The following is a 17,826-nucleotide window of genomic DNA, read 5'->3' as shown; positions in this document are numbered from 1 at the left end:
CCGCGTCACCAGGCGGGCGGGGAATGCCGTCAGGTCCGGCGGGGCGGCACGGTGAGGCGGTATCCGGAGTCGATCAGATAGGGAAGCCATTCCCGGATCGCCCGGACGGTCTGTGAACGGTCGCCCCCGGCGTCGTGCGAGAGCACCACGACCCCGGGGGCGGCCCCGCTCTCCACCCGGTCGATGATGGTGCCGGTGCCGGGCACCTCCCAGTCGGTGGTGTCGACGGTCCAGGCCATCGGCTCCATGCCCATCTCGGCGCCCAGCTGGAAGGTGGCGCGGTTCCAGGCGCCGTAGGGCGCGCGGAACCACTGCGGGCGTTCGCCGTAGGTGTCCTCGATGACGTCGCTGGTGCGCTCCATCTCGGAGCGGATCTCCTTGCGGCCCAGGGTGGTCAGCAGCGGGTGCGTCCAGGTGTGGTTGCCGACGACGTGGCCCTCGTCGGCCATCCGGGCCAGCAGTTCCCGGTTCTCGACGACGCACTCGCCGCACACGAAGAACATCGCCCGCACGTGGTACCTGGCCAGGGTGTCCAGGATGTGCGGCGTGTAGTTCGGGTTGGGGCCGTCGTCGAAGGTGAGCATCATGCGCCGGCCGCGCCCGGAGATCTCCATGATGGGCTCCTTGCGCACCTTGAGCTTGCGGGGCGCCTCGCGTGGCGGTCCGTATCCGGTGAGCGGCTGGAGCCGGAAGGCGGAGGGCTTGAGCGCCTGGCGGGCCTGCGGTCCGGCGACGGGGGCTGCGGTCCGGGCGGTCTCCTCGTCGCCGCCTGCGAGGACGAGCCCGGCGGTACCCGCGGCGCCCACGGCGGCGGCGCCGGCGAGAAGCAACCGGCGCCGCGTGAACAACTGATCCTTCTGCATGACTCATCAGTCGCCCCGCCGGACTCCGGCGCACCGCAACGCCACCGGTGCGGCGGCGTCGATCCACCCGGACGGCGCAGTGGACGGCGGGTTCAGCGGCGGCGTACGAGCGGGAAGGGCAGCGTCTCCCGGATGGTCAGGCCGGTGAGGAACATGACGAGCCGGTCGACGCCGATACCGAGCCCGCCGGTCGGGGGCATCGCGTATTCGAGGGCCTGCAGGAACTCCTCGTCCAGTTCCATGGCCTCGGGGTCGCCGCCGGCGGCCAGCAGCGACTGCTCGGTGAGGCGCCGGCGCTGTTCGACGGGGTCGGTCAGCTCGGAGTAGGCGGTGCCGAGTTCGGTGCCGAAGGCGACGAGGTCCCAGCGTTCGGCGAGCCGGGGATCGGTGCGGTGCTGCCGGGCGAGCGGGGAGACGTCGGTCGGGAAGTCCTTGTAGAAGGTGGGCGGCCCGGTGCGTTCCTCGACCAGCCGTTCGTACATCTCCAGCACCACGTCGCCGGGCCCGTCGTCGGCGGTGTACGGCACGCCCGTGCGGTCGCACAGCCGGTGCAGCCGGAGCAGTTCGGTGCCGGGGCCGATCTCCTCTCCCACGGCCTCGGAGATCGCCCCGTGCACGGTCTTCACCGGCCAGGTCCCGGAGATGTCGTACTCCTCGCCGTCCTTGCGGGCCACCGGGGAGCCGAAGGCCGCGGTCGCGGCGCCCTGGATCAGCTCGCGGGCGAGGTCGAGCATGACGTCGTAGTCGGCGTGGGCCTGGTAGGCCTCCAGCATGGTGAACTCGGGGTTGTGCTTGTGGGAGACGCCCTCGTTGCGGAAGGTGCGGCCCAGTTCGAACACCTTCTCCAGGCCGCCGACGCACAGCCGCTTCAGATACAGCTCGGGGGCGATCCGCAGGTACAGGTCGAGGTCGTAGGCGTTGATGTGGGTGGTGAAGGGCCGGGCGTTGGCGCCGCCGTGGATCTGCTGGAGCATCGGGGTCTCGACCTCGAGGTAGCCGCGCTCCAGCAGGCCCTGGCGGAGTGCCTGCACGGCGGCGGAGCGGGTGCGGAGCACGGCGCGGGCCTCGGGGGCGGTCACGAGGTCGAGGTGGCGGCGGCGGACCCTGGCCTCGGGGTCGGTGAGTCCGCGGCGTTTGTCGGGCAGGGGGCGCAGGCACTTGCCGGTGAGCTGCCAGGAGGTGACGAAGACCGTGGGTTCGCCCTTGTCGCTCGGGCGGGTGTGGCCGGTGGCGGTGATGTGGTCGCCGATGTCGGTGTCGCGGGTGAAGCGGTCGAGGGCGGTGCCGGAGCCGTCGCGGGTGAGGGCGATCTGGTGGTCGCCGGACCAGTCGCGCAGTACGGCGAAGACGATGCCGCCGAAGTCGCGGACCAGCATGACGCGTCCGGCGACGGTCACGTCCTCGCCGGCGGGGACGTCGGCGAGCGCGTGGGTGGGGGCGGGGACGCCGACGGGGTAGGGGTCGGTGCCGGTGGCGCGCAACCGGTCGAGCCTGCGGTGCCGGACGCGGACCTGGTCGGGCAGGTCCGCGTCCGGGGCTGCGGGCCCGGCCTGGTCCCCTCCGTCGAGGCCGAGCGCCGTCAGGGACGGCAGCCCCTCGGTGCCGGCGGGCCGCTGCCCGGTGTTCGGGTGCCCCTTTCCCCAGAGTTTGCGCAGGGACGGTACGGACACGAAGCCTTCGGCGATGCCGGAGGCGAGGCCGATCCGGGCGAGGGAGGCGGTGTCGCCGTAGCAGATGAAGCGCGGGTACCACTCGGGGCGGTACTTGGCGTTGGAGCGGTACAGCGCCTCCAGTTGCCACCAGCGGGAGAAGAACAGCAGCAGGCGGCGCCAGAGCCGCAGGACGGGCCCGGCGCCGATGCGGGCGCCCTCCTCGAAGACGGACCGGAAGACGGCGAAGTTCAGCGAGATCCGGCGTACGCCCAGCTTGGGTGCGGCGGCGCACAGTTCGGCGACCATGAACTCCATCACCCCGTTGGGCGCGGTCCGGTCACGGCGCATCAGGTCCAGGGAGATGCCGTCGCGGCCCCAGGGCACGAAGGAGAGCAGCGCGAGCAGCCGGCCGTCGTCGCCGAGCGCCTCGACGAGGAGGCAGTCGCCGTCGGCGGGGTCGCCGAGCCGGTCCAGGGCCATGGAGAAGCCGCGCTCGGTCTCGGTGTCCCGCCAGGCGTCGGCCTTGGTGACGATCTCCTCCATCTCGTGCTCGGTGAGGCCGGCGTGCCGGCGGACGCGGCAGGTGGCGCCGGTGCGGCGGACCCGGTGCACGGCCTGCCGGGTGACCCGCATGTCCCGGCCGCCCAGGTCGAAGGAGGCCACGTGCACGATCGCCTCGTCGCCGAGCTGCAGGGCGCCGAGCCCGGCGCGGGCGTAGGCGCGGGCGCCGTCCTCGGAGGCGCCCATCACCGCGGGTGCCCAGGCGTGCCGGCGGGCCACGTCCAGCCAGGCCTCGATGGCGCGCGGCCAGGCCTCCGGGTCGCCGACCGGGTCGCCGCCGGCCAGGCACACCCCGGCCTCGACGCGGTAGGCGACGGCGGCTTTGCCGCTGGGTGAGAAGACGACGGCCTTGTCCCGGCGGGTGGCGAAGTAGCCCAGGGAGTCCCGCTCGCCGTAGGCGGCCAGCAGCGCGCGGATGCGGGCCTCCTCGTCACCGTGCAGGGCGGCCTCGAGGCGCTGGGAGCGGAACAGCGTGACGACGGCGTTGAGCAGTGCGAGGGCGCCGAGCAGCCCGAGGACGAAGGTGACCTGGCGGGCCGGGCGGCCGTCGAAGGAACTGTCGGCGATCAGTCCACCGCACACCCGGTCGGCCGCCCAGGCCAGGTGCTGGCCGTGCGGCAGGGTGCCCGGGAACAGCGACACCAGGCCCCAGCCGAGCAGGACGGCGACGACGAGACCGGCCAGCAGCACGCCGAGCGCCCGTCGTACGGCACCGTGGCGGGAGGCGGCGTAGAACTGGTTGCGGGCGACGACCAGCAGGAGCAGCAGCAGGGCGCACAGCACCAGGGACGGCAGCGACTGCGCGTACAGGCCGAGCGCGGCGCCGACGGCATCGCTGAGGACCAGCAGGCCCAGGTAGACGACCACCAGCCACCAGGCGATCTTCTTGCGGGCGGCGGTGGCTCCGGCCAGCAGGAACAGGAAGACGGCGTAGGCGAGGTTGGCGCTGATGGGGACCAGGAGCAGGTCGAGGGTGTGGGCGAGCGGGCGGAGCGGGCCGCGCAGCGGGGCGACGACCGCGAGCAGCGCGCACAGCAGACCGAGCGCGCCGAAGAGGGTCGCGAAGGCCTCCGGCACCCAGCCGAGGCGCCGGCCGGCGGCAGGGGGCGGTGCCGTGGCGTGCCCGCGTGCGCCGGGCTCCGCGGTGGCGGTCATGGTTCCGACTGTAGGAAGGGGCCGGGCGGCTCGCCCGTCGAGCGGCCCCGGGGCTCGGCTGGAACGGCGGGTTCCGATAGCCTCACGGCCGTGACGGAACAGCACGAAGAGCGCTCGCACCGGTTCGAGCGGGGGACCGACGGGCCCAAGGTCGTCGTCGTCGGCGTGGACGGGTCCGACTCCTCGCTGCGTGCCGCCGCCTATGCGGGCGGACTGGCCCGGCGCCAGCACGCGCTGCTGGCCGTGGTGTACGTGCAGCCGGTGCTCGCCGCCGGGGCGGCGCTCGGGGCGCCGGTGGCGGAGACGACCGACGAGATCGCCGAGGACCTGATCGCGCAGATCCGGGACGCCGCCGAGCGGGTCAGGGGGATATTCGAGGTGCGCTGGGAGTTCCACACCTTCCGCGGCGATCCCTACAACGGTCTGGTGAAGGCGGCCGACGAACTGAAGGCGGACGCCGTGGTGGTGGGTGCCTCGGAGCAGGCCGGGCACCGGATCGTCGGCTCGGTGGCGGTCCGGCTGGTGAAGGCGGGACGCTGGCCGGTGACGGTCGTTCCGTAGGACGCCACGGCGCCGGGACCGCGCGCGGCGGGTCCCGGCGGGCGATCGCGGTGGCGGGGGCCGGTGAGGGCGCCCGGCGGACCCACGGCCGGCCTGGGCCGTGCGTGGCGGCTTCCCCTCAAGGCGGCCCTGGGACATCATGATCCGCCGTCAGCCGTTTGCCCGAGGCGAAGAGGTGAGGCGCGTGGCCAGGCTCCGTACGGGTGAGGGGATTCTCCGGCGTAAACCGATCGAGCACATCGAGGAGACGGAGGCCGGCGAGGGCACCGGGCTGGACAAGTCGCTGGGGCTCTGGCAGCTCACCGCGATCGGCGTGGGCGGCATCATCGGCGCGGGAATCTTCACGCTGGCCGGCACGGTGGCCCACGGCATCGCCGGGCCGGCGGTGCTGGTCTCCTTCCTGGTCGCCGGCGTCGCGAGTGCCTGCGCCGCGCTGTCGTACGCCGAGTTCGCCGGGATGATCCCCAAGGCGGGGTCGGCGTACACGTACGGCTACGCGGTGCTCGGTGAGTTCGCGGGCTGGTTCATCGGCTGGGATCTGCTGCTGGAGTACACGGCGATCGTCGCCGTGGTCGCGATCGGGATCTCCGGCTACTTCGGCTTCCTCGTCGAGAATCTGGGGCTCAATCTGCCCGACTGGCTGCAGGGGGCGCCCGGGACCGGGGCCGGTCACCGGGTCGACCTGTTCGCGGCCGTGCTGTGCCTGGTGATCGCCTGGCTGCTCAACCTGGGGATGCGCAGCGCGGCCCGGTTCGAGACGGCCGTGGTGGCGCTGAAGGTGCTGGTGGTGCTGGTGGTGATCGGGGTGGGTGTGTTCCACATCGACACCCGGAACTACCACCCCTTCTTCCCGTTCGGGGTGAGCGGTGCGTTCACCGGTGCGGCGACCGTGTTCTTCGCCGTGTTCGGCTACGACGCCATGTCGACCGCCGCCGAGGAGTCGAAGGACGCGCAGCGCAACATGCCGAAGGCCGTCGTCTACTCGCTGGCGATCTCGATGGTGCTGTACGTGGCGGCCTGCCTGGTGCTGACGGGCATGCAGAACTACCGGGCCATCGATCCGGAGAGCGGCTTCTCCACGGCGTTCGACTCGGTGGGCCTGAGCGCGCTCGCGAACCTGGTCGCGGTGGGCGCGATCATCGGCATCCTCACCGTGATGTTCACGTTCATGCTGGGCGTGACCCGGGTGTGGTTCTCGATGTCCCGTGACGGTCTGCTGCCGCTGTGGTTCGCCAGGACGCACCCGACGCGGCACGTGCCGACCCGGGTCACCTGGATCGTCGGGGTCGCGTCGGCGGCGATCGCCGGGTTCGTGCCCATCGGGGAGGCGGCCGAACTCACCAACATCGGCATCCTGCTGGCGTTCGTCGTGGTGTGCGCGGCGGTGATCGTGCTGCGGTACCGGCAGCCCGACCTGCCGCGCACCTTCCGTACGCCCGGGATGCCGTTCGTGCCGGCGCTGGGTGTCCTCTTCTCGGTCTGGCTGATCACCTTCCTGCAGTGGCAGACCTGGGTGCGGTTCGCGGTGTGGTTCACGGTCGGCTGCGTGATCTACTTCGGCTACTCCTACCGCCACTCGGCGCTCGCCGCGCGCCCGTCCGCCGAGTGATCACCCGCCCATGGCCAGTCCGTCCGCCGCGGCCCCGCGGCTGAGGACCACATCGTGGATGCGCTGGCGCACGCCCTCCAGTTCGGCGCCGCCGGCGATGGCCTGGCCGAGGTCGAGGACCCGGCCCGCGTCGACGTCGTACACCTGCGGGACGAACTCGGCCTTGACGACCTGCCAGCGGCCGCCCGGCCGGGCGGGCGGGGCGAAGGTGAAGCGGCCGATGGTGGACTCGTTGCCGCGCCGGTCCTGCACACCGCTGCGGTTGTACATCTCGCCGGCGATCTGGTCGCCCATGCCGTAGACCACCCAGGTGCCGTTGACCTTCTCGTACGGCTGCGGGACGTGGGCGTGGGTGCCGAGGATCAGGTCGATGTCCGGGCGGCCGCCCGTCCTGGACGCGGTGAGCCGCCGGGCGAGGGCGAGCTGGAGCCGGTCCGGCTCGTCCTGCCATTCGGTGCCCCAGTGCACGGAGACCACGACCACGTCGGCACCGGCCCGGCGGGCGGCGCGGGCGTCGGCGATCACCCGGTCCGGGTCGGTCAGGTTGACGGCCCACGGCTGTCCCGGCGGCACCGGGCCGGCGTCGGTGCCGAAGGTGTACGCCAGGTGCGCGACCTTGGCCGAGCCCGCCCGGTGGAGGGTGACCGCGTGTGCCTCGGCCTCGCTGCGGGCCGTGCCGGCGTGCTTGAGGCCGGCCTGGTCCATGGCGTCCAGGGTGCGCCGGATGCCGTCGGTGCCGTCGTCCAGGGAGTGGTCGGAGGCGGTGGAGCAGCCGTCGTAGCCGGCCGCGGCGAGGGCCTGGGCGATCTGCGGCGGGGACTTGAACTTCGGGTAGCCGGAGTAGTCGCCGTCGGCGCCGTAGACGGTCTCCATGTGACACAGCGCCAGGTCGGCCTTGGAGACGACCTGCCCGGCACCGGCGAGCATGGGCCGGAAGTCGAAGCCGGAGCCCGCGTCGAAGGCCGCCCGTTCGATGACGGAGTCGTGCGGCAGGATGTCGCCGGAGGCGGCGAGGATGAAGCCGTGGGCGGGTGCGGCGGCCCCCGGATGCTTGTTCTCCTGCCGCTCCGCGTTCTGGCAGGCGGCCGCCGCCGCGAGCACGGCGGTGAGGGCCAGGGCCACCTGTTGCCTGCGTCCGATCATCAGCTCACCTCAAGGATTTTCCTATATACGACATGGCCGCGTCGGGCATATGGGTACGAATCTGGCTCCCTGTGTAAACAATCCAGGCACCCTCATTAACCCGTCCGGTGTCCTGCGACCGTTCGTCCGACCGTTCGCCGCCCCGATCGACCGTCCGCCGCAGAGCCGTGTGCGCCCCCTGTCGCCCGCCCGCACCCTGCGCTGCCATACGGCCATGACGGCCGGAACCCCACTGATCCACGGGACCGCGGCGGCGACCCGCGGGACCACCACCGCCGAGCACGAGCTGGCCGCGCTCCAGCGCGAGCACGGCCGGCCTCTGTTCGCCCTGCTGCTCCGGCTCTGCGACGGGGACCGGCAGCGCGCGGAGGACCTCGTGCAGGAGACCCTGGTGCGCGCCTGGCAGCATCCCGAGGCGCTGCACGCCGGCGACTTCGATTCCGTACGGCCCTGGCTGCTGACCGTCGCCCGGCGGCTGGCGATCGACGCCCGGCGGGCCCGGCAGGCCCGGCCGCCCGAGACCGGCGACGCGATCGCCGAGGACGCCCGGGTGACCGGCGACCACGCCGAGCGGGCCGCCGCGATGCTGGACGTCCGGGAGGCTGTGAAGACACTCACGCCGGCCCACCGTGACGTGCTGGTGCTCGTGTATTTCCGCGGGGCCAGTGTGGCGGAGGCGGCGCGGACCCTGGGCATTCCACCCGGTACCGTGAAGTCGCGCGCGTACTATGCGCTGCGCGCTCTGCGCCGGGTCCTTCCGGGTTATGCGGCCGATCCGCACTGAAACCGGAAATCTGGTCAAACCTCGGTAAAGCGCCTTGCTGTGGCCCCCGTTCGGGCAATGGGCTGTCCTCATCCGCGTTCCGGGCGAGGGCAGGGTCCGGGGGTCAGGGCGACGCGCACGTACCGGAGGAGGGCAGGAAGGGATGCTGCACAGAGGGCACGAGAGCAGGGACGGCACCGGCGGCGGGGAACTGACCGTCCCGATGGCCTGGTTGTACGCCGAGTACATCGCCGACGAGCTGCTGCGCACCGGCGATCTGATGCCGCCGACGTCCTTCGAGTTCCGGGCCGGCCGGGACGCGCTCGCGCTGACCGTCTTCCTGTCCGACACCGACGGGGAACTGTCCGGCATCCGGGTGATCTCCCAGCTGGAGAACTGGCTGTCGCTGACCGCCTACGACCAGCCGTGGCGGGACTGGGTGCGCGCGCGCATGGCCGAGCTGACCGCCGGGGCCACCGGGACGGGCGGCCCCTCGCCCGACCTGGCGCTCGCGGAGGACGCCTGGCGCTGGCTGGAGGAGACCGAACTCCTCGCGCCGGATCTCGACGCCGTACCGGGCGGCGGTGCGGTGCTCGGCGAGGACGACGGACCCAAGGTGTGGACACCGGCCTGGCGGCTCGGACTGCCTCTCGGGCACCTCGCGATCCACCTTTTCTGAACGTCCGAAACTCGCACCAATCCGCGTGCCGTACCGCTCCGAATCTCTTCGGTCACGATTCGGTGTGTGCCTTGAGTGATTCGGTTGTGCGCTGCGTACGGGTGGGAGCAAGGAGTAACCCCACCCCCACCCTTCGGCACGAGGATTCGGCATGAGGTCCCAGGAGAGGCATCGCGACGTCGGCGCCTACGCGCTCGGCGTGTTGGACGAGGCGGAGGCCTTCCGCTTCGAGGACCACCTCATGGAGTGCCCTCAGTGCGCGGCAGAGGTGACCGAATTCGGCCCTGCGGCACGGCAGTTGATGCTGTACCGGCGGGCCACGCCACGCTTCGTCCCTGCCCTGGCGAAGCCCGGTCCGCGGTTGCTGGACCGGCTGCTCGGCGAGATCGCCAGCCGGCACCGGGCGCGTCGCCGCCGTCTGCTGTACGGGCTCGCCGCGTCCGTCCTGCTGGCCGTGGCCGGTCCTGGCGTCGTCGCGTTCACCGGCAACGCCGAGCCCGCCGCGCGGGTGGCCGCGGCCACCGACCCGCGCACCGGGGTGTGGGCCAAGGTCACCTCGAAGGACGCGGACTGGGGCAGCGACCTGCGGCTGGAGGTCAGGGACGGGTCCGGATCGCGCACCTGCCGGCTCGTCGCGATCGGCCGTGACGGCACGGAGCAGGTCGTCGCCGGCTGGACCGACCCCGGCCGGGACGCCGGGCCCACCATGACGCTCGGCACGGCCGGGATGCACCCGGACGAGATCGACCGCTACGAGGTCCGCGCCGAGGACGGCCGGCCGCTGGTGACCCTGAGGGCACGGTAGGCCGGGCCGGGACTCACTTCAGCAGCCGGGACAGCCGGCGGTCGGCCAGCGGCTTGCCGCCCGTCTGGCAGGCGGGGCAGTACTGCAGCGAGGAGTCGCTGAAGGAGACCTCGCGGACGGTGTCGCCGCACACCGGGCAGGGTTCACCGGTGCGGCCGTGGACCCGCAGGCCGCTCTTCTTCTCGGCCTTCAGCCGTCCGGCGGCCACTCCCCGGGAGCGCTCGATCGCCTCGGTGAGCGTGCTCCGCAGCGCCTCGTAGAGGTGACGGGTCTCCTCGGGCGTGAGGGACGCGGCGAGCTTGAACGGGGACATCTTCGCGGCGTGCAGGATCTCGTCGCTGTAGGCGTTGCCGACGCCCGCGATCAGTGACTGGTCCCGCAGCGCGCCCTTGAGCCGGCGTCTCTCGCCCTTCAGGAGGGCGGCGAAGCGCTCCTCGTCGAAGTCGCCGGCGAGCGGGTCCGGGCCGAGCCGGGCGATTCCCTCGACCTCGCGCGGGTCACGGACGACGTACACCGCGAGGCGCTTCTGGGTGCCGGCCTCGGTGAGGTCGAAGCCCTCGCCGGTCTCCAGCGCCACGCGCAGCGCGAGCGGGCCCTTGCCCGGCCTGGGCGGGCCGTCCGGCAGCCGGTCCTTCCACTGCAGCCAGCCCGCCCGCGCCAGGTGGGTGACCAGGTGCAGTCCGCTGTCCGCCGCCAGGTCGAGGAACTTGCCGTGCCGGCGCACGGCCGTCACCTCACCGCCCTCGAAGGCGGTGACCGGCGGGTCGTAGGTCTTCAGGACGCTGATGGCGACCGGCATCACCCGCGCGACCCGGCGGCCGACCAGGTGCTCGGTGAGGAAGTCCGTCAGCGCTTCGACTTCGGGCAGTTCCGGCATACGTCCAGGGTGCCATCCGGCACCGGCGTCGCCAGGCGGTCCGGCTGGCCGGCCCTACGGCACCGCACCCGCGGCGCCAGGCGGTCCGGCTGGCCGGCCCTACGGCACCCGGAATTCGCACCACACCGCCTTGCCGCCGCCGCGCGCCTCGACGCCCCAGGCGTCGGCGAGCCGGTCCACCAGGAGCAGCCCGCGGCCGGACACGCCGTCCTCGCCCGCCTCGCGGCGGCGCGGCAGGGCGCTGGAGGAGTCCGCGACCTCGATGCGGAGCCGGCCCTCACCCAGGGACCGCAGGGAGACGACGGACGAACCCTCGGTGTGCATCAGGGCGTTGGTGATCAGCTCGTCGGCGACCAGTTCGATCTCGTCGGCGCGGTCGCGGGCGCCCCACGCCTGGACGGCGGCGCGGATCATGTGCCGGGCGTGGGTGAGGGCCTCCGGATCGCCGGGCCCCACGTGCTGCTGGAGCCGGCCGCCCGGCCGCGGGGACTCCGGGACCCGGCGGCGCAGCAGGAGGAGGGCCACGTCGTCGTCGCCGCCCCGCTCCTCGGCCATCCGGATCAGCCGGTCCGCCAGGTCACCGACGTCGTCCGGGCCGGCCGCGACGAGCTCCGTCAGCCGGCGCATGCCGTCGTCGAGATCGGTGCCGGGCTGCTCGACCAGTCCGTCGGTGCACAGCAGCAGGGTGTGGCCGGGGTCGAGTTCGACGGTGGAGACGGGATACTCCAGACGGCCGAACTCGGCGGACAGGCCGAGCGGGAGTCCGCCCGCGACGGGGACCCGGTGGCAGCTGCCGTCGGCGTGCCGCAGCAGCGGGTCGATGTGGCCGGCCCGGACCACCTGCACGACCCCGGTGGCCAGGTCGGCCTGCGCGTACAGGCAGGTGGCGAAGCGGTCGGTGTCGAGTTCGTCCAGGAAGACGGAGGCGCGGGCCATCACGGTGGCCGGGGTGTGCCCCTCGGCGGCGTAGGCGCGCAGCACGATCCGCAGCTGGCCCATCACGGCCGCCGCGTGGGTGTCGTGGCCCTGGACGTCGCCGATGACCGCGCCGACCCGCCCGCCGGGCAGCGGGATCACGTCGTACCAGTCGCCGCCGATGTCCCGGCCGAGCGCCGCCGAACGGTAGCGGACGGCGACGTCGGCGCCGCGGACGCTGGGGATGGTGCGGGGCAGCATGGCCTGCTGGAGGCCCTGGGCGAGGTCCTTGTCCTGCTCGTAGAGCATGGCGCGCATGAGGCTCTGCGCGATGCTGCTGCCGAGCGCGACCAGCACGGCACGCTCCTCGGTGGAGAAGCCGCGCCGGTCGTCGTAGAGCAGGCCCATGGCCCCGATCGGCCGGCCCTGGGCGATCAGCGGCAGGTAGGCGGCCGAGGTGATGTGCAGATCGGTCAGGTGCGGCCAGAGGATCGGGTAGCCCTCGGCGAACTCCTCCGGGGACTCGATGAACAGCGGCTGGAGCGTGCGGACGACCTCGCTCATCGGGTACGGCTCGTCGATGCGGTGCACCTGGGTGGAGACCGGGATGAAGCTGCCCGGGGGCGCCTCGGCGACGAGCCGGATGCGGCCGGCCTCCACCAGGCCCATGACCAGGCTGGCCGCGCCGAGATGGCGGACGCCGTGGGTGTCCTTGAGCACGTCGATGACGTCCTGCACGCTGCGCGCGTGGGCGAGGGCGGCGGAGACGGTCTGGACGACGTTGGTCTGCTGGCGCAGGGCCTCGTCCTGGGCGGCCCGCAGGCTGCGGGTCGTGCTGTCGGCGAGTTCCTGGGTGGCGTCGCGGACGATGCCGACGACGCGGCGGGGGCGGCCGGACGCGTCGCGCCGGATGTAGCCCTGGGTGTGCGTCCAGCGCGGGGAGCCGTCGCGGCAGCGGATCCGGAAGTAGGCGCCGTAGTTCTCGCTGCCGTCCTTGATGGCCCGGGAGACCACCGCGTCGAGCCGGGCCGCCTCCGGCGACGGCACCCGGACGCAGAGGGACTCGGGGCGGCCGTCGAACTCCTCGGGAAGCAGGTCGAACACCTCGTGGGCCTGGACGTCCATGTGGAGGAGACCGGTCTCCAGGTCCCAGTCGAAGCTGCCCATGCCGTTGAGCGCCAGGATCGGGTCCGGATGGGCGGGCCAGTCCTCCGGGAGTGACAGGGCGCTCGCTGCCCGATCAGCCATGGGGCCACCTTGCCAGCATTTGCCCGATTCTTCGAGTTTGCACCCACGCGCGGCGCATGCACCCCATCACTCCCAGTGATTTCCCGGTATCGTCCGCATCGCGGTGGCCCGAGGGGCAACTCGGGGACCGTCTGGCCGCTACGAAGGGCGCGCACCGCCGTGGACTGGTTCACCGCACCCGACTACTGGCTGAGCCGGCTGGTTCTCCAGCGGGCCCTGGCCGCCGTGTATCTCGTCGCGTTCCTGACGGCGGCCCTGCAGTTCCGGGCGCTGCTCGGGGAGCGCGGCATGCTGCCGGTCCCCCGCTTCCTGGCGCGGGTGCCCTTCAAGCGGGCGCCGAGCCTGTTCCACGCCCACTACTCGGACCGGTTCTTCGCGGCCTGCGCCTGGGCGGGCTGCGCGGTGTCGGCGGCCCTGCTGGCCGGCGCGGACTCCGAAGTGCCGCTGTGGGGCTCGATCCTGCTGTGGCTGGTGCCCTGGGCGCTGTACCTGTCGATCGTCAACGTGGGGCAGACGTGGTACGCGTTCGGCTGGGAGTCGCTGCTGCTGGAGACCGGCTTCCTCGCGGCCTTCCTCGGCAACGACGAGGTGGCGCCGCCCGTCGTCGTGCTGTTCCTGCTGCGCTGGATCCTGTTCCGCGTCGAGTTCGGCGCCGGGCTGATCAAGCTCCGCGGCGACACCTGCTGGCGCGAGCTGACCTGCCTGTACTACCACCACGAGACGCAGCCCATGCCGGGCCCGCTGAGCCGGTTCTTCCACCATCTGCCGAAGCCGGTGCACCGGGCCGAGGTGGCCGCCAACCATCTCACCCAGCTGGTCGTGCCGGTGCTCCTGTTCACGCCGCAGCCGGTCGCCTCGGCCGCGGCCGCCCTGATGATCGTCACCCAGCTGTGGCTGGTGCTCTCGGGCAACTTCGCGTGGCTGAACTGGATCACCATCGTGCTGGCCCTGTCCGCGCTCCGGCTGCCCGGGACCGCGCCGTCCGTGCCGCCGGCACCGCTGTGGTACGAGGTCGTCGTCCTGGCGGTCGGCGCCCTGCTGCTCGTCCTGAGCTACCAGCCGGTGCGCAACATGATCTCCCGGCGCCAGATCATGAACCGCTCCTTCGACCCGCTGCACCTGGTGAACACCTACGGTGCCTTCGGCAGCGTCAGCCGGGTGCGCTACGAGGTGGTGGTCGAGGGGACGCTGGACGACACCCCGGGCGAGGACTCGGACTGGCGGGAGTACGAGTTCAAGGGCAAACCCGGCGATCCGCGCCGGCGTCCGCGCCAGTACGCGCCCTACCACCTGCGCCTGGACTGGCTGATGTGGTTCGCCGCGCTGTCGCCCGCGTACGCCGGTGACTGGTTCGGCGGCCTGGTGGAACGGCTGCTGGAGAACGACCGCGACACGCTGAGACTGCTGCGCCGCTCCCCGTTCCCGCCGGACACCCCGCCCCGGCACGTCCGGGCCCGCCTCTTCCGCTACCGCTACACCACCCGGCAGGAGAAGCGGGAGACGGGCGCGTACTGGGAGCGGACGTATGTGCGCGAGTATCTGCCGCCCACCCGGCTGGCCGCGGTGTGAGTGCCCGCGCCCACCCGGCCGACCGGGGCGCCTGCCGCCCGCCCGGCTCGGCGGGGTGTGAGTGCCCGCGCCCACCCGGCCGGCCGACGTGACTGTCCGCGCCCAACCGGCCGGCCGGGACGTCTGCCGGCCGCCGGGCCTCGGCGGGGTGTGCAGGGCGGCCCTCATGACGGTGCCCCGTCGCGGGGCAGCGGCCCGGTGGCCCGCGGCTCCCGCGCCACTCCGGGTGCGGGGGCCGCGAGGCGGACTCCGGGTGCGGGGCGGGCCGGGGGCCGCGTGCGGTGGAGGGCCGGGGCCGGGTGCGGTGGAGGGCGCGGTGGTGTGCCGCCTCGCCCGCACGAGCCGCCGCCGGCCCCGCCCCGGCGGCGGTCAGGCCCGGCGGCGGTCAGGCCCGGCGCAGCCGGAGGGTCATCAGCTCGAACGGGCGCAGCCGTACGGTGATCCGGGCGCCGTCGCGTGCCGGTGGCTCCCCGTCGCCGCCCGGCCGTTCCAGGAGGTCGGTCACGGTGACGTCCGCGACCTCGAAACCGGCGGTGAGGGTGGCCCGGGCCCGGCCGCCCTGAGCCTCGTGGAAGCGGACCACCACGTCGCCGCTGCCGTCGTCGGCGAGCTTCACCGCCGTGATCACCACCGCCTCGTCGTCGACGGTGACCAGCGGGGCCACCTCCCCGGCTCCGGTGGTCCGCCGTTCCGGCAGGTTGATCCGCCAGCCCTCGCGCACCGCGTCGGCGATCGAGGCGCCGGGGACCAGGGCGTGCCGGAAACGGTGCACACCCTGGTCCGTCTCCGGGTCGGGGAAGCGCGGGGCGCGCAGCAGGGACACCCGGACCGTGGTGGTCGTACCGCGGTCGCCGCCGCCCCGCACGGTCCGGGTCACGTCGTGCCCGTACGTCGAGTCGTTGACCACCGCGACGCCCCAGCCGGGCTCCTCCAGATGGAGGAAGCGGTGGTTGCAGGCCTCGAACTTGGCCGCCTCCCAGGAGGTGTTGGTGTGGGTGGGGCGGAAGACGTGCCCGAACTGGGTCTCGGACGCGTACCGTTCGGCGTGCAGGTCGAGCGGGAAGGCCAGCTTCAGGAACTTCTCCGTCTCGTGCCAGTCCACCTCGGTGTCGATGAGCAGCCGCCGTTCCCCCGGCGGCAGCGACAGCACCTGGGTGACCCGGGAGTCGCCGAAGGAGCGGACGATCCGCACCGAGGCGCCGTCCTCGCCGGCCGTGACCGAGTCGGCGTCCGTCAGGTCGGTGACGGTGTTGCGGTAGAAGGAGTCCACGTCCCAGGCGTCCCACATGTTCGGGAAGTCCGGGTGGAGCTGGAGCAGGTTGGCGGCCGTGCCGGGTGCGATCGACTCGCGGCCGGCGGCGGGATCGTACGCGGAGACGACCAGGCCCCGGCCGTCCACGGTGATCCGCAGCAGGCCGTTGTCCAGGACGTGGCCGCCGTCCTGGCCGGGCGCGAGGGTCGTCCGGCCGGGCGTCCGCCAGGGGGCGGCGCCGCCGGCGGGGACGCCGTGGCGGGGGTGCGGGGCCGCGTTGAAGAGCAGCGGGGTGGTGCCCTGGCCGGCCAGCGCCCGCTGGGCGGCCTCGACGACGGCGGTCAGCTCACCGGCGATCCGCTCGTACGTCGCCCGGGCCTCCCGGTGCACCCAGGCGATGGACGAGCCGGGCAGGATGTCGTGGAACTGGTGCAGCAGGACCGTCTTCCAGATGCGGTCCAGCTCCTCGTACGGATAGCGGAACCCGGTGCGTACGGCGGCCGTGGCCGCCCACAACTCGGCCTCGCGCAGCAGGTGTTCGCTGCGCCGGTTGCCCTGCTTGGTCCTGGCCTGGCTGGTCAGGGTCGCGCGGTGCAGTTCGAGGTACAGCTCGCCGACCCAGACGGGCGGCTCGGGGTACTCGGCCTCGGCCTTCTCGAAGAACGCGCGCGGTGTCTCCCAGACGACGGTCGCCGAGCCTTCGAGGTCGCGCAGCCGGGCCGCCTTGGCGACCATCTCGCGGGTCGTGCCGCCGCCCCCGTCGCCCCAGCCGGTGGGCGCGAGCGAGTGCCTGGCCCGGCCCTTGTCCTTGAAGTTCCGCGCCGCGTGGGCGATCTCGGAGCCCTTCATGGAGCAGTTGTAGGTGTCGACGGGCGGGAAGTGCGTGAAGATCCGGGTGCCGTCGATGCCCTCCCACTGGAAGGTGTGGTGGGGGAACCTGTTCGTCTGCGACCAGGAGATCTTCTGGGTCAGCAGCCACTTGGAACCGGCCGCCTTGATGATCTGCGGCAGGCCCGCGGCGAAGCCGAAGGTGTCGGGCAGCCAGGCCTCCTCGTTCTCGACGCCGAACTCGTCGAGGAAGAACCGCTTGCCGTGCACGAACTGACGGGCCATCGCCTCCGAGCCGGGCATGTTGGTGTCCGACTCCACCCACATGCCGCCGGCCGGCACGAACCGGCCCTCCGCCACGGCCTTCTTCACCCGCGCCCACACCTCGGGCCGGTGCTCCTTCACCCAGGCCCACTGCTGGGCCTGGGACATGGCGAAGACGAACTCCGGTTCGTCCTCGATGAGGGCGGTCATGTTGGACGTCGTACGGGCCACCTTGCGCACGGTCTCGCGCAGCGGCCACAGCCATGCCGAGTCGATGTGCGCGTGCCCCACGGCGCTGATCCGGTGCGCGGACGGCACGGCGGGAGCGGCCAGCACCCCGGCCAGCCGGGCTCGCGCCCGGTCCGCGGTGCCGCCCACGTCCTGCAGGTCGACGGCGTCCAGGGCCCGTTCGACCGCGCGCAGGATCTCCCAGCGGCGCGCGGAGTCCACGGGCAGTTCGGACATCAGCTCGCCGAGCACCTCCAGGTCCAGCACCAGCTGCCACACGGTCTCGTCGAAGACGGCGAGGTCCATGCGGGTGAGGGTGTACTGCGGTTCGTGCCCGGCGGTGTCCTTGTCGCCGAGCGGGGTGGGCCGGAAGGGGTGGTAATCGAGGATGACCGGGTTGGAGGCGGCCTCGATGTGCAGGCACACCTCCTCGCCGCCCTCGGCCGGCGCGCCGACGCGCACCCACTGGTTGCGCGGGTTGAGGCCCTTCACCGGGGAGCCGTCGGGCCGGTAGACCAGTCCCTCGCACTGGAAGCCGGGCATGTTCTCGTCGAAGCCGAGGTCGAGCAGGGCCTCGACGGTGCGCCCGGCCCACGCCTCGGGCACGGTCCCGGTCACCCGGAACCAGCTGGTGCCCCACGGGGCACCCCACCGGGCGCCCACCTCGATCGGCTCCGGCTCGGCGGCGAGGCCCTCCGCGACCGGCACGGGTTCGCCGGGCGCGTGCCAGACCGCGACCCGCAGCGGCACGGACTCGGGGTACACGGCGGGGCGGATGCGTTCGTCGAGGACGCGCCTGAGGCGGGCTTCCACCAGAGTGCGGTCGTCATGCATGCGGGGTGCTCCCTGCGGGG

Annotated in this window: 12 protein-coding genes; 6 read left to right on the top strand and 6 right to left on the bottom strand. The window is 73.0% G+C overall.

What is annotated here, in order from left to right:
• Positions 1-29 precede the first annotated feature (29 nt).
• Together ABVB68_RS07870 and lysX are read right to left on the bottom strand one after the other, a co-directional pair.
• Complete coding sequence (locus tag ABVB68_RS07870; protein ID WP_353600156.1) at positions 30-863, bottom strand: polysaccharide deacetylase family protein; 834 nt, start codon at positions 861-863, stop codon at positions 30-32.
• Between the two features lie 92 nt (positions 864-955).
• On the bottom strand, positions 956-4,231 hold the full coding sequence (gene lysX, locus ABVB68_RS07865) for a bifunctional lysylphosphatidylglycerol synthetase/lysine--tRNA ligase LysX (RefSeq protein ID WP_353600155.1): 3,276 nt from the start codon (positions 4,229-4,231) through the stop codon (positions 956-958).
• Positions 4,232-4,321: 90 nt separating this feature from the next.
• On the opposite strand from lysX, the gene ABVB68_RS07860 reads away from it, so the two are divergent.
• Positions 4,322-4,792, top strand: coding sequence for a universal stress protein (locus ABVB68_RS07860; RefSeq protein ID WP_353600154.1), 471 nt, complete (start codon positions 4,322-4,324; stop codon positions 4,790-4,792).
• A 184-nt stretch (positions 4,793-4,976) separates the two neighbouring features.
• Positions 4,977-6,401, top strand: a complete 1,425-nt coding sequence (locus tag ABVB68_RS07855) for an amino acid permease (protein WP_353600153.1) — start codon at positions 4,977-4,979, stop codon at positions 6,399-6,401.
• Here the strand turns inward: ABVB68_RS07855 and ABVB68_RS07850 are convergent, their stop codons facing one another.
• Entirely contained in the window at positions 6,402-7,544 is a 1,143-nt protein-coding gene (locus ABVB68_RS07850; protein ID WP_353600152.1) for a CapA family protein, read from the bottom strand.
• Positions 7,545-7,758: 214 nt separating this feature from the next.
• Here ABVB68_RS07850 and ABVB68_RS07845 point away from each other — a divergent pair, with 214 nt between their 5' ends.
• The 3 genes from ABVB68_RS07845 (at position 7,759) to ABVB68_RS07835 (ending at position 9,791) form a co-directional block, all read left to right on the top strand.
• Positions 7,759-8,328: a sigma-70 family RNA polymerase sigma factor gene (locus tag ABVB68_RS07845; protein ID WP_353600151.1), complete on the top strand. Its 570-nt coding sequence runs from the start codon at positions 7,759-7,761 to the stop codon at positions 8,326-8,328.
• A 142-nt stretch (positions 8,329-8,470) separates the two neighbouring features.
• A complete protein-coding gene (locus tag ABVB68_RS07840) occupies positions 8,471-8,986 on the top strand; it encodes a hypothetical protein (RefSeq protein WP_353600150.1) in 516 nt (171 codons plus the stop codon).
• Positions 8,987-9,137: 151 nt separating this feature from the next.
• Entirely contained in the window at positions 9,138-9,791 is a 654-nt protein-coding gene (locus tag ABVB68_RS07835) for a zf-HC2 domain-containing protein (protein ID WP_353600149.1), read from the top strand.
• 13 nt (positions 9,792-9,804) lie between these two features.
• On the opposite strand, the gene ABVB68_RS07830 is transcribed toward ABVB68_RS07835, so the two are convergent.
• Both ABVB68_RS07830 and ABVB68_RS07825 read right to left on the bottom strand, forming a co-directional pair.
• Entirely contained in the window at positions 9,805-10,668 is an 864-nt protein-coding gene (locus tag ABVB68_RS07830) for an Fpg/Nei family DNA glycosylase (protein ID WP_353600148.1), read from the bottom strand.
• Positions 10,669-10,767: 99 nt separating this feature from the next.
• Positions 10,768-12,831, bottom strand: coding sequence for a SpoIIE family protein phosphatase (locus ABVB68_RS07825; RefSeq protein WP_353600147.1), 2,064 nt, complete (start codon positions 12,829-12,831; stop codon positions 10,768-10,770).
• A gap of 159 nt (positions 12,832-12,990) precedes the next feature.
• On the opposite strand from ABVB68_RS07825, the gene ABVB68_RS07820 reads away from it, so the two are divergent.
• Positions 12,991-14,400 carry a lipase maturation factor family protein gene (locus tag ABVB68_RS07820; RefSeq protein WP_353600146.1) on the top strand — a complete coding sequence of 470 codons (1,410 nt, stop codon included), beginning with the start codon at positions 12,991-12,993 and terminating at the stop codon, positions 14,398-14,400.
• A gap of 385 nt (positions 14,401-14,785) precedes the next feature.
• Here the strand turns inward: ABVB68_RS07820 and ABVB68_RS07815 are convergent, their stop codons facing one another.
• On the bottom strand, positions 14,786-17,806 hold the full coding sequence (locus tag ABVB68_RS07815) for an alpha-mannosidase (RefSeq protein ID WP_353600145.1): 3,021 nt from the start codon (positions 17,804-17,806) through the stop codon (positions 14,786-14,788).
• Positions 17,807-17,826: the final 20 nt, after the last annotated feature.

It is taken from the genome of Streptomyces sp. NPDC096012 (assembly GCF_040426375.1).
Taxonomy (GTDB): domain Bacteria; phylum Actinomycetota; class Actinomycetes; order Streptomycetales; family Streptomycetaceae; genus Streptomyces.
The sequence above is the reverse complement of the archived record's forward strand: the minus strand, read 5'-3'. Positions and strand labels throughout refer to the sequence as shown.